General features: G+C 65.9%; 21 protein-coding genes. 3 read left to right on the forward strand and 18 right to left on the reverse strand.

Annotated features, from left to right (window positions below):
* Nucleotides 1-38: 38 nt before the first annotated feature.
* From earP to LGM89_RS17375, 3 genes are all read left to right on the forward strand, one after another.
* Nucleotides 39-1232, forward strand: a complete 1194-nt coding sequence (earP, locus tag LGM89_RS17365) for an elongation factor P maturation arginine rhamnosyltransferase EarP (protein ID WP_226273516.1) — start codon at nt 39-41, stop codon at nt 1230-1232.
* 127 nt (nt 1233-1359) lie between these two features.
* A complete protein-coding gene (gene efp / locus LGM89_RS17370) occupies nt 1360-1917 on the forward strand; it encodes an elongation factor P (RefSeq protein ID WP_011351421.1) in 558 nt (185 codons plus the stop codon).
* A 269-nt stretch (nt 1918-2186) separates the two neighbouring features.
* Nucleotides 2187-3572 (forward strand): sigma-54-dependent transcriptional regulator, encoded by a 1386-nt coding sequence (locus tag LGM89_RS17375; RefSeq protein WP_089494381.1) that lies wholly within the window; start codon nt 2187-2189, stop codon nt 3570-3572.
* Between the two features lie 189 nt (nt 3573-3761).
* Here LGM89_RS17375 and nagZ read toward each other — a convergent pair whose 3' ends face one another.
* From nagZ to fabD, 18 genes are all read right to left on the reverse strand, one after another.
* Nucleotides 3762-4790, reverse strand: a complete 1029-nt coding sequence (gene nagZ, locus LGM89_RS17380; RefSeq protein WP_226273517.1) for a beta-N-acetylhexosaminidase — start codon at nt 4788-4790, stop codon at nt 3762-3764.
* Between the two features lie 16 nt (nt 4791-4806).
* Nucleotides 4807-5235, reverse strand: coding sequence for a holo-ACP synthase (gene acpS, locus LGM89_RS17385; protein ID WP_011351418.1), 429 nt, complete (start codon nt 5233-5235; stop codon nt 4807-4809).
* A 72-nt stretch (nt 5236-5307) separates the two neighbouring features.
* The gene (gene pdxJ, locus LGM89_RS17390) at nt 5308-6084 is read right to left on the reverse strand and encodes a pyridoxine 5'-phosphate synthase (protein WP_046545252.1); all 777 of its coding nucleotides are present in this window, start codon (nt 6082-6084) and stop codon (nt 5308-5310) included.
* On the reverse strand, nt 6081-6917 hold the full coding sequence (gene recO, locus LGM89_RS17395; RefSeq protein ID WP_011351416.1) for a DNA repair protein RecO: 837 nt from the start codon (nt 6915-6917) through the stop codon (nt 6081-6083). Before recO ends, pdxJ begins: the two co-directional genes overlap by 4 nt.
* On the reverse strand, nt 6904-7803 hold the full coding sequence (gene era / locus LGM89_RS17400; RefSeq protein WP_006476493.1) for a GTPase Era: 900 nt from the start codon (nt 7801-7803) through the stop codon (nt 6904-6906). Before era ends, recO begins: the two co-directional genes overlap by 14 nt.
* Nucleotides 7804-7863: 60 nt before the next feature.
* Nucleotides 7864-9090, reverse strand: coding sequence for a ribonuclease III (gene rnc, locus LGM89_RS17405; RefSeq protein WP_226273518.1), 1227 nt, complete (start codon nt 9088-9090; stop codon nt 7864-7866).
* Between the two features lie 154 nt (nt 9091-9244).
* Nucleotides 9245-10138, reverse strand: a complete 894-nt coding sequence (lepB, locus tag LGM89_RS17410; RefSeq protein WP_027788005.1) for a signal peptidase I — start codon at nt 10136-10138, stop codon at nt 9245-9247.
* A 16-nt stretch (nt 10139-10154) separates the two neighbouring features.
* Nucleotides 10155-11948 (reverse strand): translation elongation factor 4, encoded by a 1794-nt coding sequence (gene lepA, locus LGM89_RS17415; RefSeq protein ID WP_089494377.1) that lies wholly within the window; start codon nt 11946-11948, stop codon nt 10155-10157.
* Nucleotides 11949-12108: 160 nt separating this feature from the next.
* Entirely contained in the window at nt 12109-12351 is a 243-nt protein-coding gene (locus LGM89_RS17420; protein WP_089494376.1) for a glutaredoxin family protein, read from the reverse strand.
* A gap of 7 nt (nt 12352-12358) precedes the next feature.
* Nucleotides 12359-13861 carry a DegQ family serine endoprotease gene (locus tag LGM89_RS17425; RefSeq protein ID WP_226204692.1) on the reverse strand — a complete coding sequence of 501 codons (1503 nt, stop codon included), beginning with the start codon at nt 13859-13861 and terminating at the stop codon, nt 12359-12361.
* A 16-nt stretch (nt 13862-13877) separates the two neighbouring features.
* Nucleotides 13878-14930: a MucB/RseB C-terminal domain-containing protein gene (locus tag LGM89_RS17430; RefSeq protein ID WP_059527587.1), complete on the reverse strand. Its 1053-nt coding sequence runs from the start codon at nt 14928-14930 to the stop codon at nt 13878-13880.
* A gap of 5 nt (nt 14931-14935) precedes the next feature.
* Complete coding sequence (locus LGM89_RS17435) at nt 14936-15553, reverse strand: sigma-E factor negative regulatory protein (RefSeq protein ID WP_226273647.1); 618 nt, start codon at nt 15551-15553, stop codon at nt 14936-14938.
* Between the two features lie 86 nt (nt 15554-15639).
* The gene (gene rpoE, locus LGM89_RS17440; RefSeq protein WP_006490873.1) at nt 15640-16239 is read right to left on the reverse strand and encodes an RNA polymerase sigma factor RpoE; all 600 of its coding nucleotides are present in this window, start codon (nt 16237-16239) and stop codon (nt 15640-15642) included.
* 91 nt (nt 16240-16330) lie between these two features.
* Nucleotides 16331-16795: a hypothetical protein gene (locus tag LGM89_RS17445; protein ID WP_089494373.1), complete on the reverse strand. Its 465-nt coding sequence runs from the start codon at nt 16793-16795 to the stop codon at nt 16331-16333.
* A gap of 12 nt (nt 16796-16807) precedes the next feature.
* Nucleotides 16808-18040, reverse strand: coding sequence for a beta-ketoacyl-ACP synthase II (gene fabF / locus LGM89_RS17450; protein WP_226273519.1), 1233 nt, complete (start codon nt 18038-18040; stop codon nt 16808-16810).
* 164 nt (nt 18041-18204) lie between these two features.
* Entirely contained in the window at nt 18205-18444 is a 240-nt protein-coding gene (gene acpP, locus LGM89_RS17455; protein ID WP_004197638.1) for an acyl carrier protein, read from the reverse strand.
* Between the two features lie 144 nt (nt 18445-18588).
* The gene (gene fabG, locus LGM89_RS17460) at nt 18589-19338 is read right to left on the reverse strand and encodes a 3-oxoacyl-ACP reductase FabG (RefSeq protein ID WP_006476504.1); all 750 of its coding nucleotides are present in this window, start codon (nt 19336-19338) and stop codon (nt 18589-18591) included.
* A 36-nt stretch (nt 19339-19374) separates the two neighbouring features.
* A complete protein-coding gene (fabD, locus tag LGM89_RS17465; protein ID WP_226273520.1) occupies nt 19375-20307 on the reverse strand; it encodes an ACP S-malonyltransferase in 933 nt (310 codons plus the stop codon).
* Between the last annotated feature and the right edge of the window lie 38 nt (nt 20308-20345).

The raw sequence follows: 20345 nt of genomic DNA on the forward strand, positions 1-20345 counted from the left end.
TAGAATCGCCAGTTTAGAGCATTCACCGGCCCGCTTCGATGCCCCGCACCACCGCTGCCCCCCGGCCCGCCGCGCCGCTCGCGCCGGGCGAACCGATCGCCTGCGACCTCTTCTGTACGGTGATCGACAATTTCGGCGACATCGGCGTCTGCTGGCGCGTCGCGCGCCAGCTCGCGCACGAGCACGGCTGGCAGGTTCGCCTGTTCGTCGACGACCTGCGCACGTTCGCGCGCCTGCTGCCCGGGGTCGATCCCGACGCGGGGCGGCAGACGGTCGACGCGATCGTGATCGAGCACTGGCATGCGCAAGCCGGCGACGCGCTGGAGATCGCCGATGTCGTCATCGAAGCGTTTGCGTGCGAGCTGCCCGGCGCGTATCTCGCGGCGATGGCGCAGCGCGAACGGCGCCCGGTGTGGATCAACCTCGAATACCTGAGCGCCGAAGACTGGGTCGCCGATTTCCATCTGCGGCCGTCGCCGCATCCGCGCTACCCGCTGCTGAAGACGTTTTTCTTCCCCGGCCTGTCGGCCGGCACCGGCGGCGTCCTGAAGGAACACGACCTCGATGCGCGCCGCACCGCCTTCGACGCCGATGCGGCGGCGCGCGACGCCTGGTGGCAGCGCGCGACCGGCGGCGCGCCGCCGGCCGCCGGCACGACGGTCGTCAGCCTGTTCGCGTACGAGAATCCGGCCGTCGACGCGCTGCTCGCGCAGTGGCGCGACGGCCCGACACCGGTCGTCGCGCTCGTGCCGGCCGGCCGCGTGTCGCCTGCCGTTGCGCGTTTTTTCGGGGTCGAGTCGTTCGGCGCGGGCGCGCATGCGCGCAGCGGCAACCTGACTGCCCACGGGCTCGCGTTCGTCCCCCAGGCCGAATTCGATCCGTTGCTGTGGGTGGCCGACCTCAATTTCGTGCGCGGCGAGGATTCGTTCGTCCGGGCGCAGTGGGCCCGCAAACCGTTCGTGTGGCACATCTACCCGCAGGCCGACGACGTCCACCTGCCGAAGCTCGACGCCGCGCTCGCGCACCTGTCTGCCGGCCTCGCCGACGCGCCGCGCGCGGCGCTCGAACGGTTCTGGCATGCATGGAACGGCGTCGGCACGCCCGACTGGGCCGATTTCTGGCAGCACCGCGCCGCACTGGACGCCAACGCGGCCCGCTGGGCCGATGCGCTCGCGGCCGTCGGCGATCTCGCCGGAAAGCTGGCGGAATACGCAAAATCTCAGTTAAAATAAGCGGTTATCCGACGGCTGACCAGGCAAGCGCTCGCTTTTGGCGTCCACCGGAACGCACCGCTTGCGCCGTCAGCCGTTGCGCAACGCTCAGGCACCTATTTATTTGATTTGATCAGGACAGTTTTTTATGAAAACCGCACAGGAACTCCGCGTAGGCAACGTCGTGCAGATCGGCAGCGACGCATGGGTCATCGCCAAGGCTGAATACAACAAGTCGGGCCGCAACTCCGCCGTCGTCAAGATGAAGATGAAGAACCTGCTGACGAACGCAGGCCAGGAAGCGGTCTACAAGGCTGACGACAAGTTCGACGTCGTCGTGCTCGACCGCAAGGAAGTGACGTACTCGTACTTCGCCGATCCGATGTACGTGTTCATGGACGCCGACTACAACCAGTTCGAAGTCGAAGCGGAAATGATGGGCGAAGCGCTGAACTACCTCGAAGACGGCATGGCTTGCGAAGTCGTGTTCTACAACGAGAAGGCAATCTCGGTCGAACTGCCGACGGTCCTGGTTCGCGAGATCACCTACACGGAACCGGCAGTCAAGGGTGACACGTCGTCGGGCAAGGTGCTGAAGAACGCCAAGCTCGCAACGGGCTTCGAACTGCAAGTGCCGCTGTTCTGCAACACCGGCGACAAGATCGAAATCGATACGCGTACGAACGAATACCGCAGCCGCGCGTAATCGCCAGCGATACCCGCATCGAACAAAGCGCCCTTCGGGGCGCTTTTTGTTTGTCCGGCGCCAACAACCGGGCGAGAGTCAGGCTCATGTAAAGCACAAAAGCCACCGGTAAAGATATTCAATTTGTATCATCGGTAACTGTTTTATAGCGCCGGAGAAATATTGCTCGTTACGCGTTCAGCGGGGCATAAAATCAGTTTTTAATCTGACATGCGGCTGCGGTCACGATGGCCGACAGCCCGCCTCTCTTGACTCGACTTGCGTCCACCATGCCACACGCCCTGATTGTCGAAGACGATCCCAACAGTCTGTCCGGCCTCACCGCGCTGCTCGCCGCGGACGGCTTCTCGGTCGACACGGCCACGTCGCTCGCAGAAGCGCGCACGGCGCTCGGCCGCTCGATTCCCGATGTCGTTCTGGTCGACCTGAACCTGCCGGACGGCAGCGGGTTCGACCTGCTCCAGCACCTGCCGCAGCAACAGCCGAACGGCTCGCTGCCCGTCATCGTGCTGACCGGCAATGCGACGGTCGAGAGCGCCATCGAGGGGCTGCGTCACGGCATCTGGGACTACCTGCTGAAGCCGATCAACATCCCGCGCCTGCGCAGCCTGCTCGCGCGGATCCCGCGTCCGTACGAACTGATCGACGAAGTGCAGTCGCTGCGCGCGTCGCTGCGCCATCTCGGCCGCTTCGGCGCACTGGTCGGCCGCAGCGACGCGATGCAGCACGTGTACGACATGATCGAGCACAACGCGCGCACCGAAACGGCGGTGCTGTTCTCGGGCGAAGCCGGTACCGGCAAGAAGCTGGCGGCGCGCACGCTGCACGACCTGAGCCGGCGCCGCAAGGGACCGTTCGTGTCGTTCGACTGCCGGACGATCGCACAGGCCGGCCGGCACGGTGCGTCGCTCGACAGCGTGCTGTTCGGCCATGAGCGCGGTGCGTTCGATGGCGCCGAGCGCCGCGAATCGGGCCTGTTCGAACAGGCCGGCGGCGGCACGCTGTTCCTCGACGAAATCACCGCACTGCCGCTCGTGCTGCAGGAAGCGCTACTGCATGCGCTCGATTCGCAGAACTTCATGCGGATCGGCGGCACGAGCTCGATCACGAGCGATTTCCGGCTGATCGCGACCACGCGCCGCCCGGCGCGCGAAGCGGTCGCGAACGGCACGTTGCGCGAGGATCTGTGGCTGCGCCTCGATGCGGCATCGATCACGATGCCGCCGCTGCGCGATCGCGACGGCGATGCGCTCGCGATCGCGGATGCGCTGATCGACGAACTGAATCGCGACGCGCGCGCAACCGGCCGCAGCACGACCGACAAGCGCACGGCGCCGGGCTTCGTCCGTGAATGCCTGTCCTACGAATGGCCGGGCAACGTGCGCGAGTTGCAGGAGCGCGTGCGCTTCGCGTACGACGCATCGGGCGATTTCATCGAGACGCTGCGCGCGGGCGAGCCGAGCTTCTCGGCCGGCGCCGCACTGAACGGCAGCAGCGTGCAGATCAAGGTCGGCACGCCGCTGTCCGACGTCGAGGATCTGCTGATCCGCGCGACGCTCGACGCCGTCGGCGGCACGCGCCACCGTGCGGCAACGCTGCTCGGCATCAGTCCGAAGACGCTGTACAACAAGCTGCAGCGGATGAAGGTGAACTGAGCAGGCGGCGATGCTTGGGGGCTCTGGTAGGGCTTGACCGTTAGTTGCACCAAAGCACACTGCGTCGACCTGCCTGACTCTAGAAGCTGCCGGGTTCGCACCGGCGGGAAGGCATAAAAAAGCCGCGCGATTGCGCGGCTTTCTGTTTTGGTAACCGGAATGGCGCGGGGCGCGCCATCCCCTCCCCGCTCAGGCCAGTGCGCTGCTCAACAGCGCCTGCGCCTGCAGATACTCGGGCTGCGCGATCAGCTTGTCCCACTTGAGCGCCTTGCCGCGCCCACGCATCCGCTTGATGCGTCGCACCGACTCGTCCGTGGCCCGCGCTTTCAGCCCGTTCAGCACGACCTCGGCCGCGTCCGGCTGATTGCAGACGAGCACCATGTCGCAACCGGCCGCGAGTGCGGCGTCGGCCGCCTGCGTGAGCGTGCCGCCTTCGCGCGCGGCTTCCATCGACAGGTCGTCGCTGAAGATCGCGCCCGTGAAGCCGAGCCGTCCGCGCAGAATGTCCTGCAGCCACACGCGCGAGAAACCGGCCGGCCGCTTGTCGACCTGCGTGTAGATCACGTGCGCGGGAATCACCGCGGACAGCGACAAACCGAGCCAGTCGTACGGTGCGACGTCCTGCTTGAGGATCGCGTCGAGCGTACGGTCGTCGGTCGGCAGCGCGACGTGCGAGTCGGCCTCCGCGAAGCCGTGCCCCGGGAAATGCTTGCCGCAGTTCGCCATCCCGGCGAGCGACAGCCCGTGGTTCAGGCTCTTCGCGAGCAGCGTGACGACGCGCGGATCTCGATGGAACGCGCGATCGCCGATCACTTTCGAGTGCCCGTAGTCGAGGTCGAGCACGGGCGTGAAGCTCAGGTCGATCCCGCACGCGCGCAGCTCGGCGGCCAGGACGTAGCCGACGGCCGTGGCGACCTTCGTCGCGAGCAGCACGTCGCGATCCCACAGCTCGCCCAGGCGGCGCATCGCGGGCAGCACCGTGAAGCCGTCGGTGCGGAAACGCTGCACGCGCCCGCCTTCGTGATCGACGGCGATCAGGATGTCTTCACGCACCGCGCGGATCGAGTCGGTCAGCGCGGTCAGTTGCGCGCGGTTCTGGAAGTGCCGCGCGAACAGGATCACGCCGCCGGTTTTCGGATGCGCGAGGCGCCGCGCATCGTCGCGCGACAGGGCCGTGCCGACGACGTCGAGCATGACCGGGCCGGGAGTCGTTTTCATCGAATCGGAAAGTTCGTCAGGAGGAGGTTCGGGAAACAGGTGCAGGCGCGGCGTCCGTCTCGGCGACCACGAACGACACCGCATAGTCGCGTTCGTCGCTGACCGTCACGCGCGCCGTGATGCCACGGGCCGCCAGCCAGTCGGCCAGCTCGCCCGACGCGACCACGTACGGCTCGCCGCTCGGGTGGTTGAGGGTCTGCAGCGCACGCCACGTCATCGGCCAGTGCATGCCGAGCCCGATCGCCTTCGAGAACGCTTCCTTCGCGGAAAAGCGCGTCGCGAGGAACGCGATGCCGCGCGCCTCGGAGCGGGCGCGGCGCGCATGGAACACGCGCAGCTCGTCGGGACCCAGCACCTTCTCGGCAAACCGGCCGCCCGTGCGTTCGAGCACGGCCGCGATGCGGCTCACCTGGGCGATGTCGGTACCGATGCCGTAGATCGCCATGTCAGTACGCGCCGGTACGACCCGGCCGGGCCGGGTCAGGCATGACGCGCGACGCGCGGCGGCATGCCATCTTCAGCGCGCGCCGCCATGCAGCGCGGCAACGCGTGCGGCGACCATGATCGCCTTCATTTCGCGCACCGCGTTGTCCCAGCCCGCGAAAATCGCGTGCGCGACGATCGCGTGGCCGATGTTCAGTTCGACGATGCCGTCGATCGCGGCGATCTGCTGCACGTTCGTGTAGTGCAGGCCATGACCGGCATTGACCTTCAGGCCGAGCTGCGCGCCGGCCTGAACGCCCGCGACGATGCGCTCGTATTCGCGCTGCTGCTCGGCTTCGTCGTGCGCTTCGGCGTAACGGCCCGTATGCAGCTCGATCACCGGCGCGCCCGCTTCGTGCGCGGCACGGATCTGCGTCTCGTCCGGATCGATGAACAGCGACACGCGCACGCCCACGTCGGCAAGCTGCTTGCATGCCGCACGCACGGCCTCGAAGTGGCCGGCGACATCGAGACCGCCTTCGGTCGTCAGTTCCTCGCGCTTCTCGGGCACGAGGCACGCGTCGTGCGGACGCACTTCGCAGGCGATATCGAGCATCTCGGCCGTCACCGCGCATTCGAGATTCATGCGCGTCTTCAGCAGCGGACGCAGCTTGCGCACATCCGCATCGACGATGTGGCGGCGATCCTCGCGCAGGTGCAGCGTGATCGCATCCGCACCGGCTTCTTCGGCGGCGAGCGCCGCGCGGATCGGATCGGGATAGGTCGTGCCGCGCACATTGCGCAGCGTCGCGACGTGGTCGATGTTGACGCCGAGGTCGATGGCGGTGGGCGTGGTCAGGAAGAAGCTCATAGGTTTTGCAGGTCGATCAGGATCTGACGCGTGGCAAGCGGCGTACCGCCGAGATAGGTGTTCAGCAGGAAGCGCATCAGCGTCTTGCTTTGCGCAACCGTCTGGGCTCGATGGTAATCGTCCTGCTCCATATCGAGCAACGTCTGTCCGGAAATGACCGGCCAGTGCGACGGGACTTCGTCGTCCGCATTGCGCACGCCACGCTCGGGATCGAACACGTAGCGACGATCAGGCTCGACCGCGCGGCGCGCGACCGTGCGGTTCAGCGCCATCGCGTAGCCGGTCTCGCGCAGCAGCACGCGCTCGAACGAGCGCAGCACCTGCACCGCGGGTTCGCCGTGCGCAAGGCGCGTGAGGGTCAGCACGTAATGATTGAAGAGCGGCGGCTGGGGATCCTCGCGTGCGCAGAATTTCACGAGCAGCTCGTTCGCGTAGAAGCCGCACAAGAGCCCGTCGCCGCCGAGCGGCAGCATCCCGCCGACCCACTCGGCGCCCGTCAGCGTGCGCACCTCGGATTTGCCGGACCAGGACAGCAGCAGCGGCTGGAAGGTCTGCAGTACGCCGCGCAGCGCGGAGTGCGGACGCTTCGCGCCCTTCGCGACGAGCGCGAGCCGGCCATGATCACGCGTCAGCACGTCGATGATCAGGCTCGTTTCCCGATACGGATAACTGTGCAGCACATACGCCGGTTGCTCGGCGACGCGGAAATCGGACGTGCGTGACGTCGCGCGCCGCGCCTTGCGCGGCGGTTCAGGCGGTGCCGGCAGCGGCGCGTCGTTCGCGCCGGCCGTCACCGCGTCTTCAGTCGACGTCAGCGCGTCATTCGTACCCATAGGCGCGCAGCCCCGCCTCGTTGTCGGCCCAGCCGCTCTTCACCTTCACGAAGGTCTCGAGGTACACGGGGCCGTCGAACAGCTTCTCCATGTCCATCCGCGCTTCGGTGCTGATCTGCTTGAGCTTCTCGCCCTTCTTGCCGATCACCATCGCCTTGTGCGAATCACGCTCGACGAGGATCGTCGCGAAGATGCGCTTCAGGCGCCCTTCTTCCTCGAACTTGTCGATCAGCACGGTGCTCGTGTACGGCAGTTCGTCGCCGGTCCAGCGGAACACCTTCTCGCGCAGGATTTCGGCTGCGAGGAAACGCGAGCTGCGGTCGGTCAGCTCGTCCTCGCCGTAGATCGGCTCGCCTTCCGGCAGGTACGGCTTGATCGTGTCCAGCAGGCGCTTGATGTCTTCCGGCTTCTGCGCCGACAGCGGCACGAGCTCGGTGAATTCGCGCAACTCGCTCACCTTCTGCATGAACGGGAACAGCGTGGCCTTGTCGTTCACGCGGTCGATCTTGTTCGCGATCAGCAGCGTCGGCATGCCGGGCGGGATCAGGTCGAGCACCTTCTGGTCGTCGGGGCCGAAGCGGCCGGCCTCGATCACGAACAGGATCACGTCGACCGACGTGAGCGTCGACGTGACCGCACGGTTCAGCGAACGGTTCAGCGCGGTGCTGTGGCGGGTCTGGAAACCCGGCGTGTCGACGAACACGAATTGCGCGTCGTCGAACGTATTGATGCCGGTGATGCGGTGGCGGGTCGTCTGCGCCTTGCGCGACGTGATGCTGATCTTCTGGCCGACGAGTGCGTTCATCAACGTCGACTTGCCGACGTTCGGGCGGCCCACGATCGCGATCATGCCGCAACGGAAACCGGTAGGAGCGGGAGTGTTCATATCGTTTGGGAGACAGGTTCGGAAACGGCCGCGCGGCGCGCGGCACGAACGATGGGCAATTCAGTGGTCGGCATCGGCCACGCGCGCCTGCGCGGCGGCGAGGCTCGCGCCGCCCGGCGGCGTCTCGGCATCCGGTGCCGCGGCGTCGCGTGTGCGCGCAGCCGCACGCGAAGCGGGGTCGGTACCGGCGGAAGACTTGTCGGCGGACGACGATGCCGGATCGGCGGCCTGGCCAGCCGGCTTGTCGGCTGCGCGTGCAGCGGGCACGGCTTCCGCGGCCTTCTCCGCGACCTTGTCGGCTCGCTCGGCCGGCTTGTCGACAGCCTTGTCGGCCGCCGGCTTCGCCGCCCGTTCGCCCTTTTCCGCCGCCGCGTCGACATGCGCCGCGCGAATCGCGGCCATCGGCGCCGCGGCCGTCTCGGTGCCGGCCAGAGCGGTTGCCGCAGGCGCCGCACCGGCCGCCCTCGCCTCGCGCGCCGCCGCGCGTTCCTTCCGCTCCGGCGAGCGCAGGTCGAGCGCTTCCTGCACGCCCTTCACACCCGGCACGATTTCAGGTTCGACGTGCTTCGACCCGCGCGCGTTTTTCGAGCGCTTCGGCTTCGCGGCCAACATCGGCGCGGCCGCCATCACTTCATCGAGCGCCTTCTTCGCGGCAGCCTGCTCGGCTGCGCGCCGGCTCGCACCGGAGCCCGACACCTTCACGTCGAGCTTCGGCACCGTGCATTCGACTTCGAATTGCTGATTGTGCGCCGCACCATGCGTCGCGACCACCGTGTAGGTCGGCAGCGCGATCTTGTGCCCCTGCAGGTATTCCTGCAGCAGCGTCTTCGCGTCCTTGCCGAGCGTGCGCGGATCGATATGGTCGAGAATCGGGATATAGAGGCGCTTGATGACCCCTTGGGCGGCTTCGAAGCCGCCATCGAGGAATACGGCCCCGATGATGGCTTCGAACGCGTCCGCGAGGATCGACGGGCGGCGGAACCCGCCGCTGCGCAGCTCGCCCTCGCCGAGCCGCAGTCCATCCGAGATATTCAGGGCCTGAGCAATTTCGTACAGCGACTGCTGTTTGACGAGATTGGCGCGGACGCGCGACAGATCGCCTTCGTCCAGCTTGCTGAAACGCTGGAACAAAAGGGCAGCCACCGCGCAATTCAGAACGGAATCGCCGAGAAACTCGAGCCGTTCGTTGTGCGTGGCACTGTGACTACGATGGGTCAAAGCCTGGCGCAACAATTCCGCATTGCGAAATTCGTAGCGCAGCCGGCTTTCCAACTGGGATGAGGGCATGTGCAGGAGTATAACGCGGGCGCCCGGTCGGGCCGAAACGGCACGGCCGGACGCGAAAAGGCGTGACGAGGCGGTGTTACCGCCGGTTCTTAAAGTAGTTCGGCACTACGCGACGCGGCCCGTGCGTCGCGTAGTGCGAGTGAGTCGATTGCGATCAGTTGAAGGAACCGATGCGCTTGAGGTCGCTGAAGTTCATCCAGATGAAGAACGCGCGGCCGACGATGTTCTGGTCCGGCACGAAACCCCAGTAGCGGCTGTCCGCACTGTTGTCGCGGTTGTCGCCCATCATGAAGTAGTGACCGGGCGGCACCTTGCAGATCACGCCGCGGCTGTTGTACGTGCAGTTGTCGCGAAACGGATAGTCGTATGCGCCCATCACGAACGGCGGCACGGCCGGGTTGTTGAGGATCGCGTTCTTCTTGTTGCCGATCGTCTCCTCGAACTGCTTCGCGTAGTTCTGGCGCTCGTCGTCGAAGAAATCGGGCAGCGGCGTTTCGGGCACCGGCTGGCCGTTGATCGTGAGCTGCTTGTCCTGGTACGCGACGGTATCGCCCGGCAGGCCGATCACACGCTTGATGTAGTCGACCGACTCGTCCTTCGGATAACGGAACACGACGACGTCGCCGCGCGACAGCGGGCTGCCCTGCGTGATCTTCGTGTTCGTGACCGGCAGGCGCAGCCCGTATTCGAACTTGTTGACGAGGATGAAATCGCCGACGAGCAGCGTCGGCACCATCGAGCCCGACGGAATCTTGAACGGCTCGACGACGAACGAACGCACGACGAACACCGCCAGGATCACCGGAAAGAAGCTCGCCGTGTACTCGAGCCACCACGGCTGGCGCAGCTTCTCGTCACGCAGCTTCGAACGCGTCTGCACCGCGTTTTCATCCGCGAAGCGCTTGTCGATGCGCGACTGCTGGCGATCGAACTCCTCGATCGCCGAGTCGGCCGCCTTGCGACGCTGCGGCAGGAACACCAGTTTGTCCAGCACCCACGCTACGCCCGTCAAGATGACGAGCACAAAAAGAATCAGCGCAAAATTCATAAAAGGATCAGTCCTGTTATTTGTCTTCGACGCGCAAGATCGCAAGGAACGCTTCCTGCGGGATCTCGACCGAGCCCACCTGCTTCATTCGTTTCTTGCCTTCCTTCTGCTTCTCGAGCAGCTTCTTCTTTCGCGTGATGTCGCCGCCGTAGCACTTCGCGAGCACGTTCTTGCGCAGCGCCTTGATGTTCTCGCGCGCGACGATGTGCGCGCCGATCGCGGCCTGGATCGCCACGTCGTACATCTGGCGCGGGATGATCTCGCGCATCTTCGCGGCCACTTCGCGGCCGCGGTATTGCGACTGCGAACGGTGCACGATGATCGACAGCGCATCGACCTTGTCGCCGTTGATCAGCATGTCGACCTTCACGACGTCCGACGAACGGTACTCCTTGAACTCGTAGTCCATCGACGCATAGCCGCGCGACACCGACTTCAGGCGATCGAAGAAGTCGAGCACGATCTCGGCCATCGGGATCTCGTACGTGAGCTGCACCTGGCGGCCGTGATACTGCATGTTGATCTGCGAGCCGCGCTTCTGCTCGCACAGCGTGATCACCGAGCCCACGTAATCCTGCGGCATGTACAGGTTCACGGTGACGATCGGCTCGCGGACTTCGGCGATGCGGCCCGGCTCCGGCATCTTCGCCGGGTTCTCGACCATGATCGTCGAGCCGTCGCTCTGCACGACCTCGTAGACGACCGTCGGTGCGGTCGTGATGAGATCCATGTCGAACTCGCGCTCGAGCCGCTCCTGCACGATTTCCATGTGCAGCAGCCCGAGGAAGCCGCAACGGAAACCGAAACCGAGCGCCTGCGACACTTCCGGCTCGTACTGCAGCGAGGCATCGTTCAGCTTCAGCTTCTCGAGCGATTCGCGCAGCGCGTCGTACTGGTTCGCCTCGACCGGATACAGCCCCGCGAACACCTGCGGCTTCACTTCCTTGAAGCCCGGCAGCGGCTCGGCGGCGGCCTTGGTTGCGTGCGTGACGGTGTCGCCCACCTTCGCGGCCGTCAGCTCCTTGATGCCGGCGATGATGAAGCCCACCTGCCCTGCCGACAGCGAGTCGAGATTGCGCGACTTCGGCGTGAACACGCCAACGTGCTCGACCGGATACTGCGCGCCGGTCGCCATCATCTTGATTTTGTCCTTCGGGCGCAGCGTGCCGTTGACGATGCGCACCAGCATCACGACGCCGACGTAGTTGTCGAACCACGAATCGATGATGAGCGCCTGCAGCGGCGCGGCCGGGTCGCCCTTCGGCGGCGGCACCTTCGCGATCAGCGACTCGAGCACGTCCTCGACGCCGAGGCCCGTCTTCGCGCTGCAACGCGTCGCGTCGGTCGCGTCGATGCCGATCACGTCCTCGATCTCCTCGATCGCGTTCTCGGGGTTCGCGGCCGGCAGGTCGATCTTGTTCAGCACGGGAACGACCTCGACGCCGAGCTCGATCGCCGTATAGCAGTTCGCGACGGTTTGCGCCTCGACGCCCTGGCTCGCATCGACGACCAGCAGTGCGCCTTCGCACGCGGACAGCGAACGGCTGACTTCGTACGAGAAGTCGACGTGCCCCGGCGTGTCGATCAGGTTCAGGTTGTAGACCTTGCCGTCGCGCGCGCGATAGGACAGCGCGGCAGTCTGCGCCTTGATCGTGATGCCGCGCTCGCGCTCGATATCCATCGAGTCGAGCACCTGCGCTTCCATTTCACGGTCGGCGAGGCCGCCGCATACCTGGATGATGCGATCCGCGAGCGTCGACTTGCCATGGTCGATGTGCGCGATGATCGAGAAATTGCGAATATGATCCATTCAGTGCCGATCAAGCGAAAAAGGCGCGCTCGACGACTGCAGAGCACGCCTTGTGTAAGTCGGTGAAAAAACAGCTTATTTTAGCCGAAAAGGCCTTTGCCGGGCGGTATTTCCAACGCCGGGCCAAGCCCCGTGCGAAACGACACCCGCCATCGGCAAGTCAGGCTCGGCGCCGGGCCGCCAGCGCGTCGCGCACCCGCGCGTCGTCGAACCGGTGGCGGCATACCTCCGCCCCGTCCAGCAACAGTACGGGCACGTCCTCGTCGTAGCGGGCGACGAGTGTCGGATCGGTGTCGATGTCGACGTAATCGACCGCGACGCCGAATTCGGCCGCCACCGGCGCCAGTGCGTCGCGCAGGTCGTCGCACAGGTGGCACCAGCCGCGGCCGTAGAGCGTGAACATCGGCGCGTTACTTCTGGCGCGGCCGCACGGGCACGAACTGCGTGTTGTCGCCACGCCGCACCAGCACCGCGACCGCCTTCTGCGGATCGAGCTGCGCGGTCACGTCGGCGAACTGCTTCGCGTTCGTGATGTCGGTGTCGCCGACGCGCAGCACGATGTCACCGCGCTGCAGGCCCGCACGGGCGGCCGGGCCGTCGACGCCGTCGATCTGCACGCCGTTCTTCAGCTTCAGCGTCTTCATCTGCTCCGCCGTCAGGTCGCTGACCGTCAGACCGAGCGAATTGGTCTGGCGCGGCTTCTGCGGCGCGTTCTTGCGCTGCTCGGCCTTTGCCGTCGTTTCGGCCGGCGTTTCCGCGATCGTGATCGGCAGATCGCGTGCCTGACCCTTGCGCCATACGCTGACCGTCGCCTTCGTGCCGGGCTTCGTGTCGCCGACCATGCGCGGCAGATCCGAAGCCGTGTCGACAGAACGGCCATTGAACTTCAGGATGATGTCGCCCGGCTGGATACCCGCCTTGTCGGCCGGGCCACCCGGCTCGACGCTGCTGACGAGCGCGCCCTCGGCCTTCGGCAACCCGATCGAATCGGCCACGTCCTTCGTCACCTCGCCGATCGCCACCGCGATCCGGCCGCGCGTGACCTTGCCCGTCGCCTTCAGCTGGTCGGCCACGCGCATCGCCTCGTCGATCGGAATCGCGAACGAGATGCCCATGAAGCCGCCGGTACGGCTGTAGATCTGCGAGTTGATGCCGATCACCTCGCCCTGCATGTTGATCAGCGGGCCGCCCGAGTTGCCGGGGTTCACGGCGACGTCGGTCTGGATGAACGGCAGGTAGTCACCCGTATTGCGGCTCTTCGAGCTGACGATGCCGGCCGTGACCGTGTTGTCGAGGCCGAACGGCGAACCGATCGCGACGACCCACTCGCCAACGCGCACCTTGTTCGAATCGCCGATCGCGACGACCGGCAGGTTCGACGCCTGGATCTTCACGACCGCGACGTCCGTGCGATCGTCGACGCCGATCAGCTTCGCCTTGAATTCGCGCTTGTCGGTCAGCGTCACGTAGATGGTGTCCGCATCGTCGACGACGTGCGCATTGGTCATCACGTAGCCGTCGGCCGACACGATGAAGCCCGAGCCGACGCCGCGATTCTGTTCGGTGTCGGGCGGATTGTCCGGCGTCGGCGCGTTCTTCGGATTGCCGCCGCCATTGCCGCTACCGTTGCCCGGCGCCTGCGGCAAAGGAATGCCGAAGAAGCGGCGGAAGAATTCCGACATGTCGCCGTTGTCGAAGCCCGGCGGAAGCATGCCGCGCGGGCCGCTGCTCGTCGGCACGTTGGCGGTGGTCCGGATGTTCACGACGGCCGGCCCGACCTTTTCGACCAGATCGGCGAAGTCGGGCAGACTGGCAGCGGGAGCCGTCACCGCAAACGCGGTATGCGGCACGAGCGGCAGGCAGGCAGACAGCGCCGCCGCCGCGAGCCATTTGCGCAGCGCGAGTTTCATCATGTCGGAAGCCGTAGCGTTACTTGGAAGCCTTGTATTCTATGGCAGACGCGAACTGCTGCAACGTAGCCGGCGGCACTTCTCCGAGTACGGTGATCCAGTAGTCGCCACGGCGCTTCACGAGCACGTTCGTTGCGCCGGTGCTGCCCGCGCCTTCCTTGCGCGTATTCTTTTCGGCCGGCTCGATGAAAACCGAGATCGTCGCGAGACCGTCGGTGAAGACGGCCTGATCGACCGGGATCGGCGGCTCGCCCGCGTCGCGCGCGGCCATCGGCCGGCGCACTTCACGAATCTTCTGGAAACCGGCCACGCTCGGGGCAAGCTGCCAGCCCTGCGCTTCCATGTCGACCGTCGCGACCGGCGGCCGCACGACCGTCCAGCCGCTCAGGTTGCGCATGCCGGCCGCGATCGCGGCCTTGTCGCCGCTTGCACCGCCCGTCTGCAGTTGCGAGAACGCGATCTGCTCGAGCACGTGATCGTTCGCATCGAGCGTCTGCGAGCGCAGCAGCAGCCCCGTGCGCGCGTCCGCCCACAGCTTGTACGTGAAACGGTACGCATCCTTCGGCACGAGTTCGACGACCTGCGCGTCGATCCCTGCCACGCGGTCCTTGCCGAGCGACTTCGCGTCGTAGACGGACATCACGTGCTCGCCGCTCGCGCCGAGCAGCGCGGGGAACGAGTCACGCGTCTGACGGCGCTCGACCACGCACAGCTTGCGCTCGGGCACGAACGTGTACAGCTCGTCGTTATGTCGCAGCAGCTTGCGCGGCTTGCCGTCGAGCGTCTCGATGCGCTCGAACTCGCCGTCGCGGGACGCGACGTGCGCGATGCGCGACGACTGCACATACCCGCCGCGCTGGTAGACGAACGTGCCTTCGTAGCTCTGCTGCTGCGCCGCTTGCTGGACGCGGTCGAGCCAGTCGGCGGCACCCTTGCGGGTCGCGACGGGATCGTCCGGTTGCTGGGCGCTGGCAGGAAGGGATTGAACGGACAACAGGGCGGCTGCGCAAAGCAGGAGGGCCGGCAGCCGCTTCCATCCGGAGATGGCGTGATTCAACTGCAATGTCCGCATCGGGTTTATTGGCCTGGCGTGGTGGTCACGGCAGCGCGGATCAGCGGCATCGAACCCGTGACGACGGGCTGCTGCGCGAATTGCTGGTGCGCTTCAAGATATTGGTCGAGGCTGGCGTCGCGGATGATGTTGACGTCCTGCAGGCCCGGCTGGGCCGATGCCTGCGCAACCGCCACGCGCTGCAGGTTGCCGCCTTGCGGCGCACCGGCCGACGCGACCTGGACGGCGCCCGGGGCACCGGCCGTCTGCATTTGCGGGACGACGATCCACGTCAGCGTGGCCGCTGCGGCAGCGACCGCGAACGCGGGCACGACGCGCCGGCGCAGCGACAGAAGCTTGCGCGCAACGGGTGCGGCCGCCGGCGCGAGCAGGTGCGGCTCGCTTTCGAGCGCAGCCGACATGCGCGCGGTGAACGCCACGCTCAGCGCGGGCGACAGCGCGAGTTCGTCCGAGCGCAGCGCATCGCCGATCAGGTGGTAATGGGCCCACGTGGCGCGATCCGCGCGGTTGAGCTCAGCTAGAAACTGCCCGTTGTCCGGGCCCTCGAACATTTCGCCGTCGACCAGCGCGGAAAGGCGCTCGCCGCGCGAGCACGCTTGCGACTGCGTATTGACCGACCCCATGATGCTCCCCATCTTGCACACCCCGTCGTGACATCACGACTCTAACCGTAACTAGACCCCGACCCGCGTCGCTCCGCCTGTCGCGCTTACCAGCGCTTGCCTTCGGGCGTATCGAGCAGCGGACGCAATTTGGCAGCGATTGCCTCGCGTGCGCGGAAGATCCGCGACCGGACCGTCCCGATCGGACAGCCCATCATTTCCGCGATCTCTTCGTAGCTCAGGCCCTCGATCTCGCGCAGCGTAATTGCCTGGCGCAGTTCTTCGGGCAGCAGAGCCATGGCAGCGTTGACCGTCTCGGCAATCTGCTTGCTCATCAACATCGACTCAGGCGTGTTGATATCCCTTAGTTGGTCTGCGTCGGAGAAAGTTTCCGCTTCCTCCGCATCGGCCTCCGTCGAAGTCGGCGCCCGGCGGCCTTGCGTCGCAAGGTAGTTCTTCGCCGTGTTGACGGCAATTCGGTACAACCACGTATAGAACGCCGACTCGCCGCGGAATTGCGGCAGCGCACGATACGCCTTGATGAACGCGTCCTGGGCCACATCCTCGACCTCGGCGGGATCCCGCACGAGGCGCGAAATCAGCCGAATGATCTTGCGGTGGTATTTGGAGACCAGGAGTTCGAACGCTGCCTTGTCGCCCTTCTGTACGCGCTCGACCAGAGCCTGATCGATTTCTTTTTCACTCACCTGACAAATCCGTTAACTAGGGATGCAACGCGGAGCGCTATTGTAGCGTTCCCGCGCCGGCCGCTGGTTACGGTAGGTAACCGTGCCGCCGTCAAACCCGCCCCGCCGCGCCCGCCGTTCTCGCCAGCACGGACAGCGCGCTGAACGATGCGGCGTCGAGCGCATCGGCCGGAATCAGCAGCGGCCGGGCCCGCCGGGCGCCCTGCCCGACCGACAGCACCAGCAGCAGGCTGCTCCAGTGCGCATGCCCCGTCACGCGGCCGCGTGCCAGCAGGCGCCCGGTGCGGCCAAACGCCGCGACTTCCCCGAATGCATCGATCTGCAACTCGGCCGGCAGCCGGCGGGCACAGGCCCGCGCAGCGCACACGGCCAGCAGCGCGGCCGTCACGGCTGACACGCCTGCGCCGACGGCCGCGCCCGCGCGCGGCGCCCAGAACAGATAGGCCGACGCGGTAGCCGACGCGACGAACACGGCCAGCACGAAATACGACACGGCCGAGGCCCGCAACGCAAAGCGTTGCGGGCGCCCGGCCGGAGCATCGAATGGACTCGTCAAGCGATTGCGGCGTCAGACGCGCTTGAACACCAGCGTGCCGTTGGTACCGCCGAAGCCGAAGTTGTTCTTCACGGCAACGTCGATCTTCATGTCACGCGCTGTGTTCGCGCAGTAGTCGAGATCGCACTCCGGGTCCTGGTTGAAGATGTTGATGGTCGGCGGCGACACGTTGTTGTGCAGCGCCAGCACCGTGAACACCGATTCGAGGCCGCCCGCGCCGCCCAGCAGGTGGCCCGTCATCGACTTCGTCGAGTTCACGATGAGCTTGTACGCATGCTCGCCGAAGGCCGCCTTCACCGCGTCGGACTCGTTCTTGTCGCCCAGCGGCGTCGACGTGCCGTGCGCGTTCAGGTACTGGACCTCGTCCGCGTTCACGCCGGCGTCGCGCAGTGCCGCGACCATGCAGCGGCGCGGGCCGTCCATGTTCGGCGCGGTCATATGGTATGCGTCGCCCGTCATGCCGAAGCCCGAGACTTCCGCGTAGATCTTCGCGCCGCGCGCCTTCGCCGCTTCGTACTCCTCGAGCACCATCACGCCGGCACCCTCGCCCAGCACGAAGCCGTCGCGGTCCTTGTCCCACGGACGGGATGCGCTGGCCGGATCGTCGTTGCGGGTCGACAGCGCACGCGCTGCCGCGAAACCGCCGATGCCGAGCGGCGACACGGTCGATTCGGCGCCGCCCGCAACCATCACGTCGGCGTCGCCGGCCTGGATCAGGCGCGCTGCGAGGCCGATGCTGTGCAGGCCGGTCGTGCAGGCCGTCACGGCCGCGAGGTTCGGGCCCTTCAGGCCGAACATGATGCTCAGGTGACCCGAGATCATGTTGATGATCGAACCCGGCACGAAGAATGGCGAAATCCGGCGCGGGCCGCGATCGACGTAGGTCTGGTGCGTATCTTCGATCATCGGCAGGCCGCCGATGCCGGAACCGACCATCACGCCGATGCGCTCCGCATTGGCTTCGTTCACTTCCAGCCCGCTGTCCTTGATGGCCTGGACGCCGGCGGCGATGCCGTAATGGATGAACGTATCCATGCTCCGGGCTTCCTTCGCCGGGAGGTACTCCTCGGCGCTGAAACCCTTCACTTCGCCCGCGAAATGGCAGGCGAGGTTCGACGCATCGAACTTCGTGACGGTGGCGATACCGGACTTGCCGGCGACGAGATTGGCCCAGCCGTCGGCAACATTATTGCCAACAGGCGAAATCAGCCCCAGGCCTGTAACAACAACACGACGGCGGCTCACGGTAACCTCTTTTCCATTATTGGATGACAAAAACAAAAGCCACAGAGGCCACAGGAACCAGCCCTGCGAGCCCTGTGGCTGTTAGTCCGTCCGGCGCGAAGCCGGCAGGATGGCGCGTCAATCGCGAAGATCGCGGCGACGTGGCGGACAAGCGCGAAAGGCGCTTACGCCTTGACGTTTGCGCGAGCGTAGTCGATCGCTTGCTGAACGGTCGTGATCTTCTCTGCTTCTTCGTCCGGGATTTCCATGCCGAACTCGTCTTCCAGAGCCATCACCAGCTCGACCGTGTCGAGCGAGTCGGCGCCCAGGTCGTTCACGAACGAAGCTTCGTTCTTGATCTCGGCTTCCGCGACGCCCAGTTGTTCAGCGACGATCTTCTTGACACGTTGTTCGATGTTGTCCATTACCCCTCCGAGGGAAAGTTCAGATTTACAAGTGCGCGCATTTTATCAGGTTTGCTGACGCCAAAACGCGCGGTGGCTTGATGGTCGATCAAGCGCCGATCCGCCTGAAAAACGGGATACGGCGCGGATGGTAAACGAAAATCGTTACGACATGTACATGCCGCCGTTCACGTGCAGCGTCGTACCGGTGATGTAACCGGCTTGCGGCGATGCGAGGAACGCGACGGCATGGGCGATGTCTTCCGGGCTGCCGAGGCGGCCGAGCGGAATCTGGGTCTTGAGCGCGGCCTGCTGTTCTTCCGGCAGCGTCTTCGTCATGTCGGTGTCGATGAAGCCCGGCGCCACGCAGTTCACGGTGATGCCGCGGCTGCCGATTTCACGCGCAAGCGCACGCGTCATGCCCGCCACGCCGGCCTTCGCAGCCGCGTAGTTGACCTGACCCGGGTTGCCGGCCGAGCCGACCACCGACGTGATGTTGATGATGCGGCCGCCACGCGCCTTCATCATCGGGCGCAGCACCGCGCGCGACAGGCGGAACACCGACTTCAGGTTGGTGTCGATCACCGCGTCCCAGTCCTCGTCCTTCATCCGCATCGCGAGCTGGTCCTGCGTGATGCCCGCGTTGTTGACGAGCACGTTCAGCGCGCCGAATTCCTTCACGGTCGCGTCGATCAGCGCCTCGGCGGCTGCCGCGTCGTTGACGTTCAGCACCGCGCCGCGGCCCGTGACGCCCGCTTCCGCGAACGCCGCGGTAATCGCAGCGGCGCCCGATTCGCTCGTCGCCGTGCCGATCACCGTCGCACCCAGGCGCGCGAGTTCGAGCGCGATCGAACGGCCGATGCCGCGCGATGCGCCGGTGACGATCGCAACCTGTTTATCGAGAGTCTTGTCCATGAATCGAATATCCGTCTCTTGAGAAAAGGCGCCGCGTCAGGCGGTCACCAGCTTGAGTGCTTCGTCGAGCGAAGCCGGATCGAATACCGACGCGCCCGTCAGGTTGCCGTCGATGCGTTTCGTCAGACCGGCGAGCACCTTGCCCGGGCCGCATTCGATCACGTGCGTGACGCCCGTGCCGGCGATGTGCTGCACGCACTCGACCCAGCGCACCGGGCCCGCGGCCTGGCGCACCAGCGCATCCTTGATCGCAGCCGGATCGCTGACCACGGCGACGTCGATGTTGTTGACGACGGGAATCTGCGGCGCCTTGACGTCGACGTTCGCAAGATAGTCGCGCAGTTGATCCGATGCCGGCTTGAGCAGCGACGAATGGAACGGCGCCGACACCGGCAGCGGCAGTGCGCGCTTCGCGCCCTTCGCCTTCGCGATCTCGCAGGCCTTTTCGACCGCGGCCTTGTTGCCTGCGATAACGACCTGCGCGGGTGCATTGAAGTTCACCGCTTCGACGACGCCCGCTTCCGCGGCTTCGGCGCAGACCGCGCGCACCGTGTCGTCATCGAGGCCCAGGATCGCGGCCATGCCGCCCTGGCCGACCGGCACGGCCGTCTGCATCGCCTGCGCACGGAAGCGCACGAGCGGCACCGCGTCCTTGAACGCGAGCGCGCCGGCAGTGACGAGCGCCGTGTATTCGCCGAGGCTGTGGCCGGCGACGATCGCCGGCGCCGGGCCGCCTGCCTGCTGCCACGCGCGATAGCACGCATAGGCTGCGGTCAGCATCACGGGCTGCGTGTTGGTGGTGAGGCTCAGCTCTTCGGCCGGGCCTTCGGCGATCAGCTTGCCGAGATCCTGATTGAGTGCATCGGACGCTTCCTGGAGCGTCTCGCGCACGACGGCCAGATCGGCGAATGCGTTGAGCATGCCGACCGCCTGCGAGCCCTGCCCCGGAAATACGAATGCAAATTTCATATCGTCCCCAATTGAATCGATTCGGACGGCGCGCACGA

It is taken from the genome of Burkholderia sp. AU31624 (assembly GCF_020420065.1).
Lineage (GTDB): Bacteria > Pseudomonadota > Gammaproteobacteria > Burkholderiales > Burkholderiaceae > Burkholderia.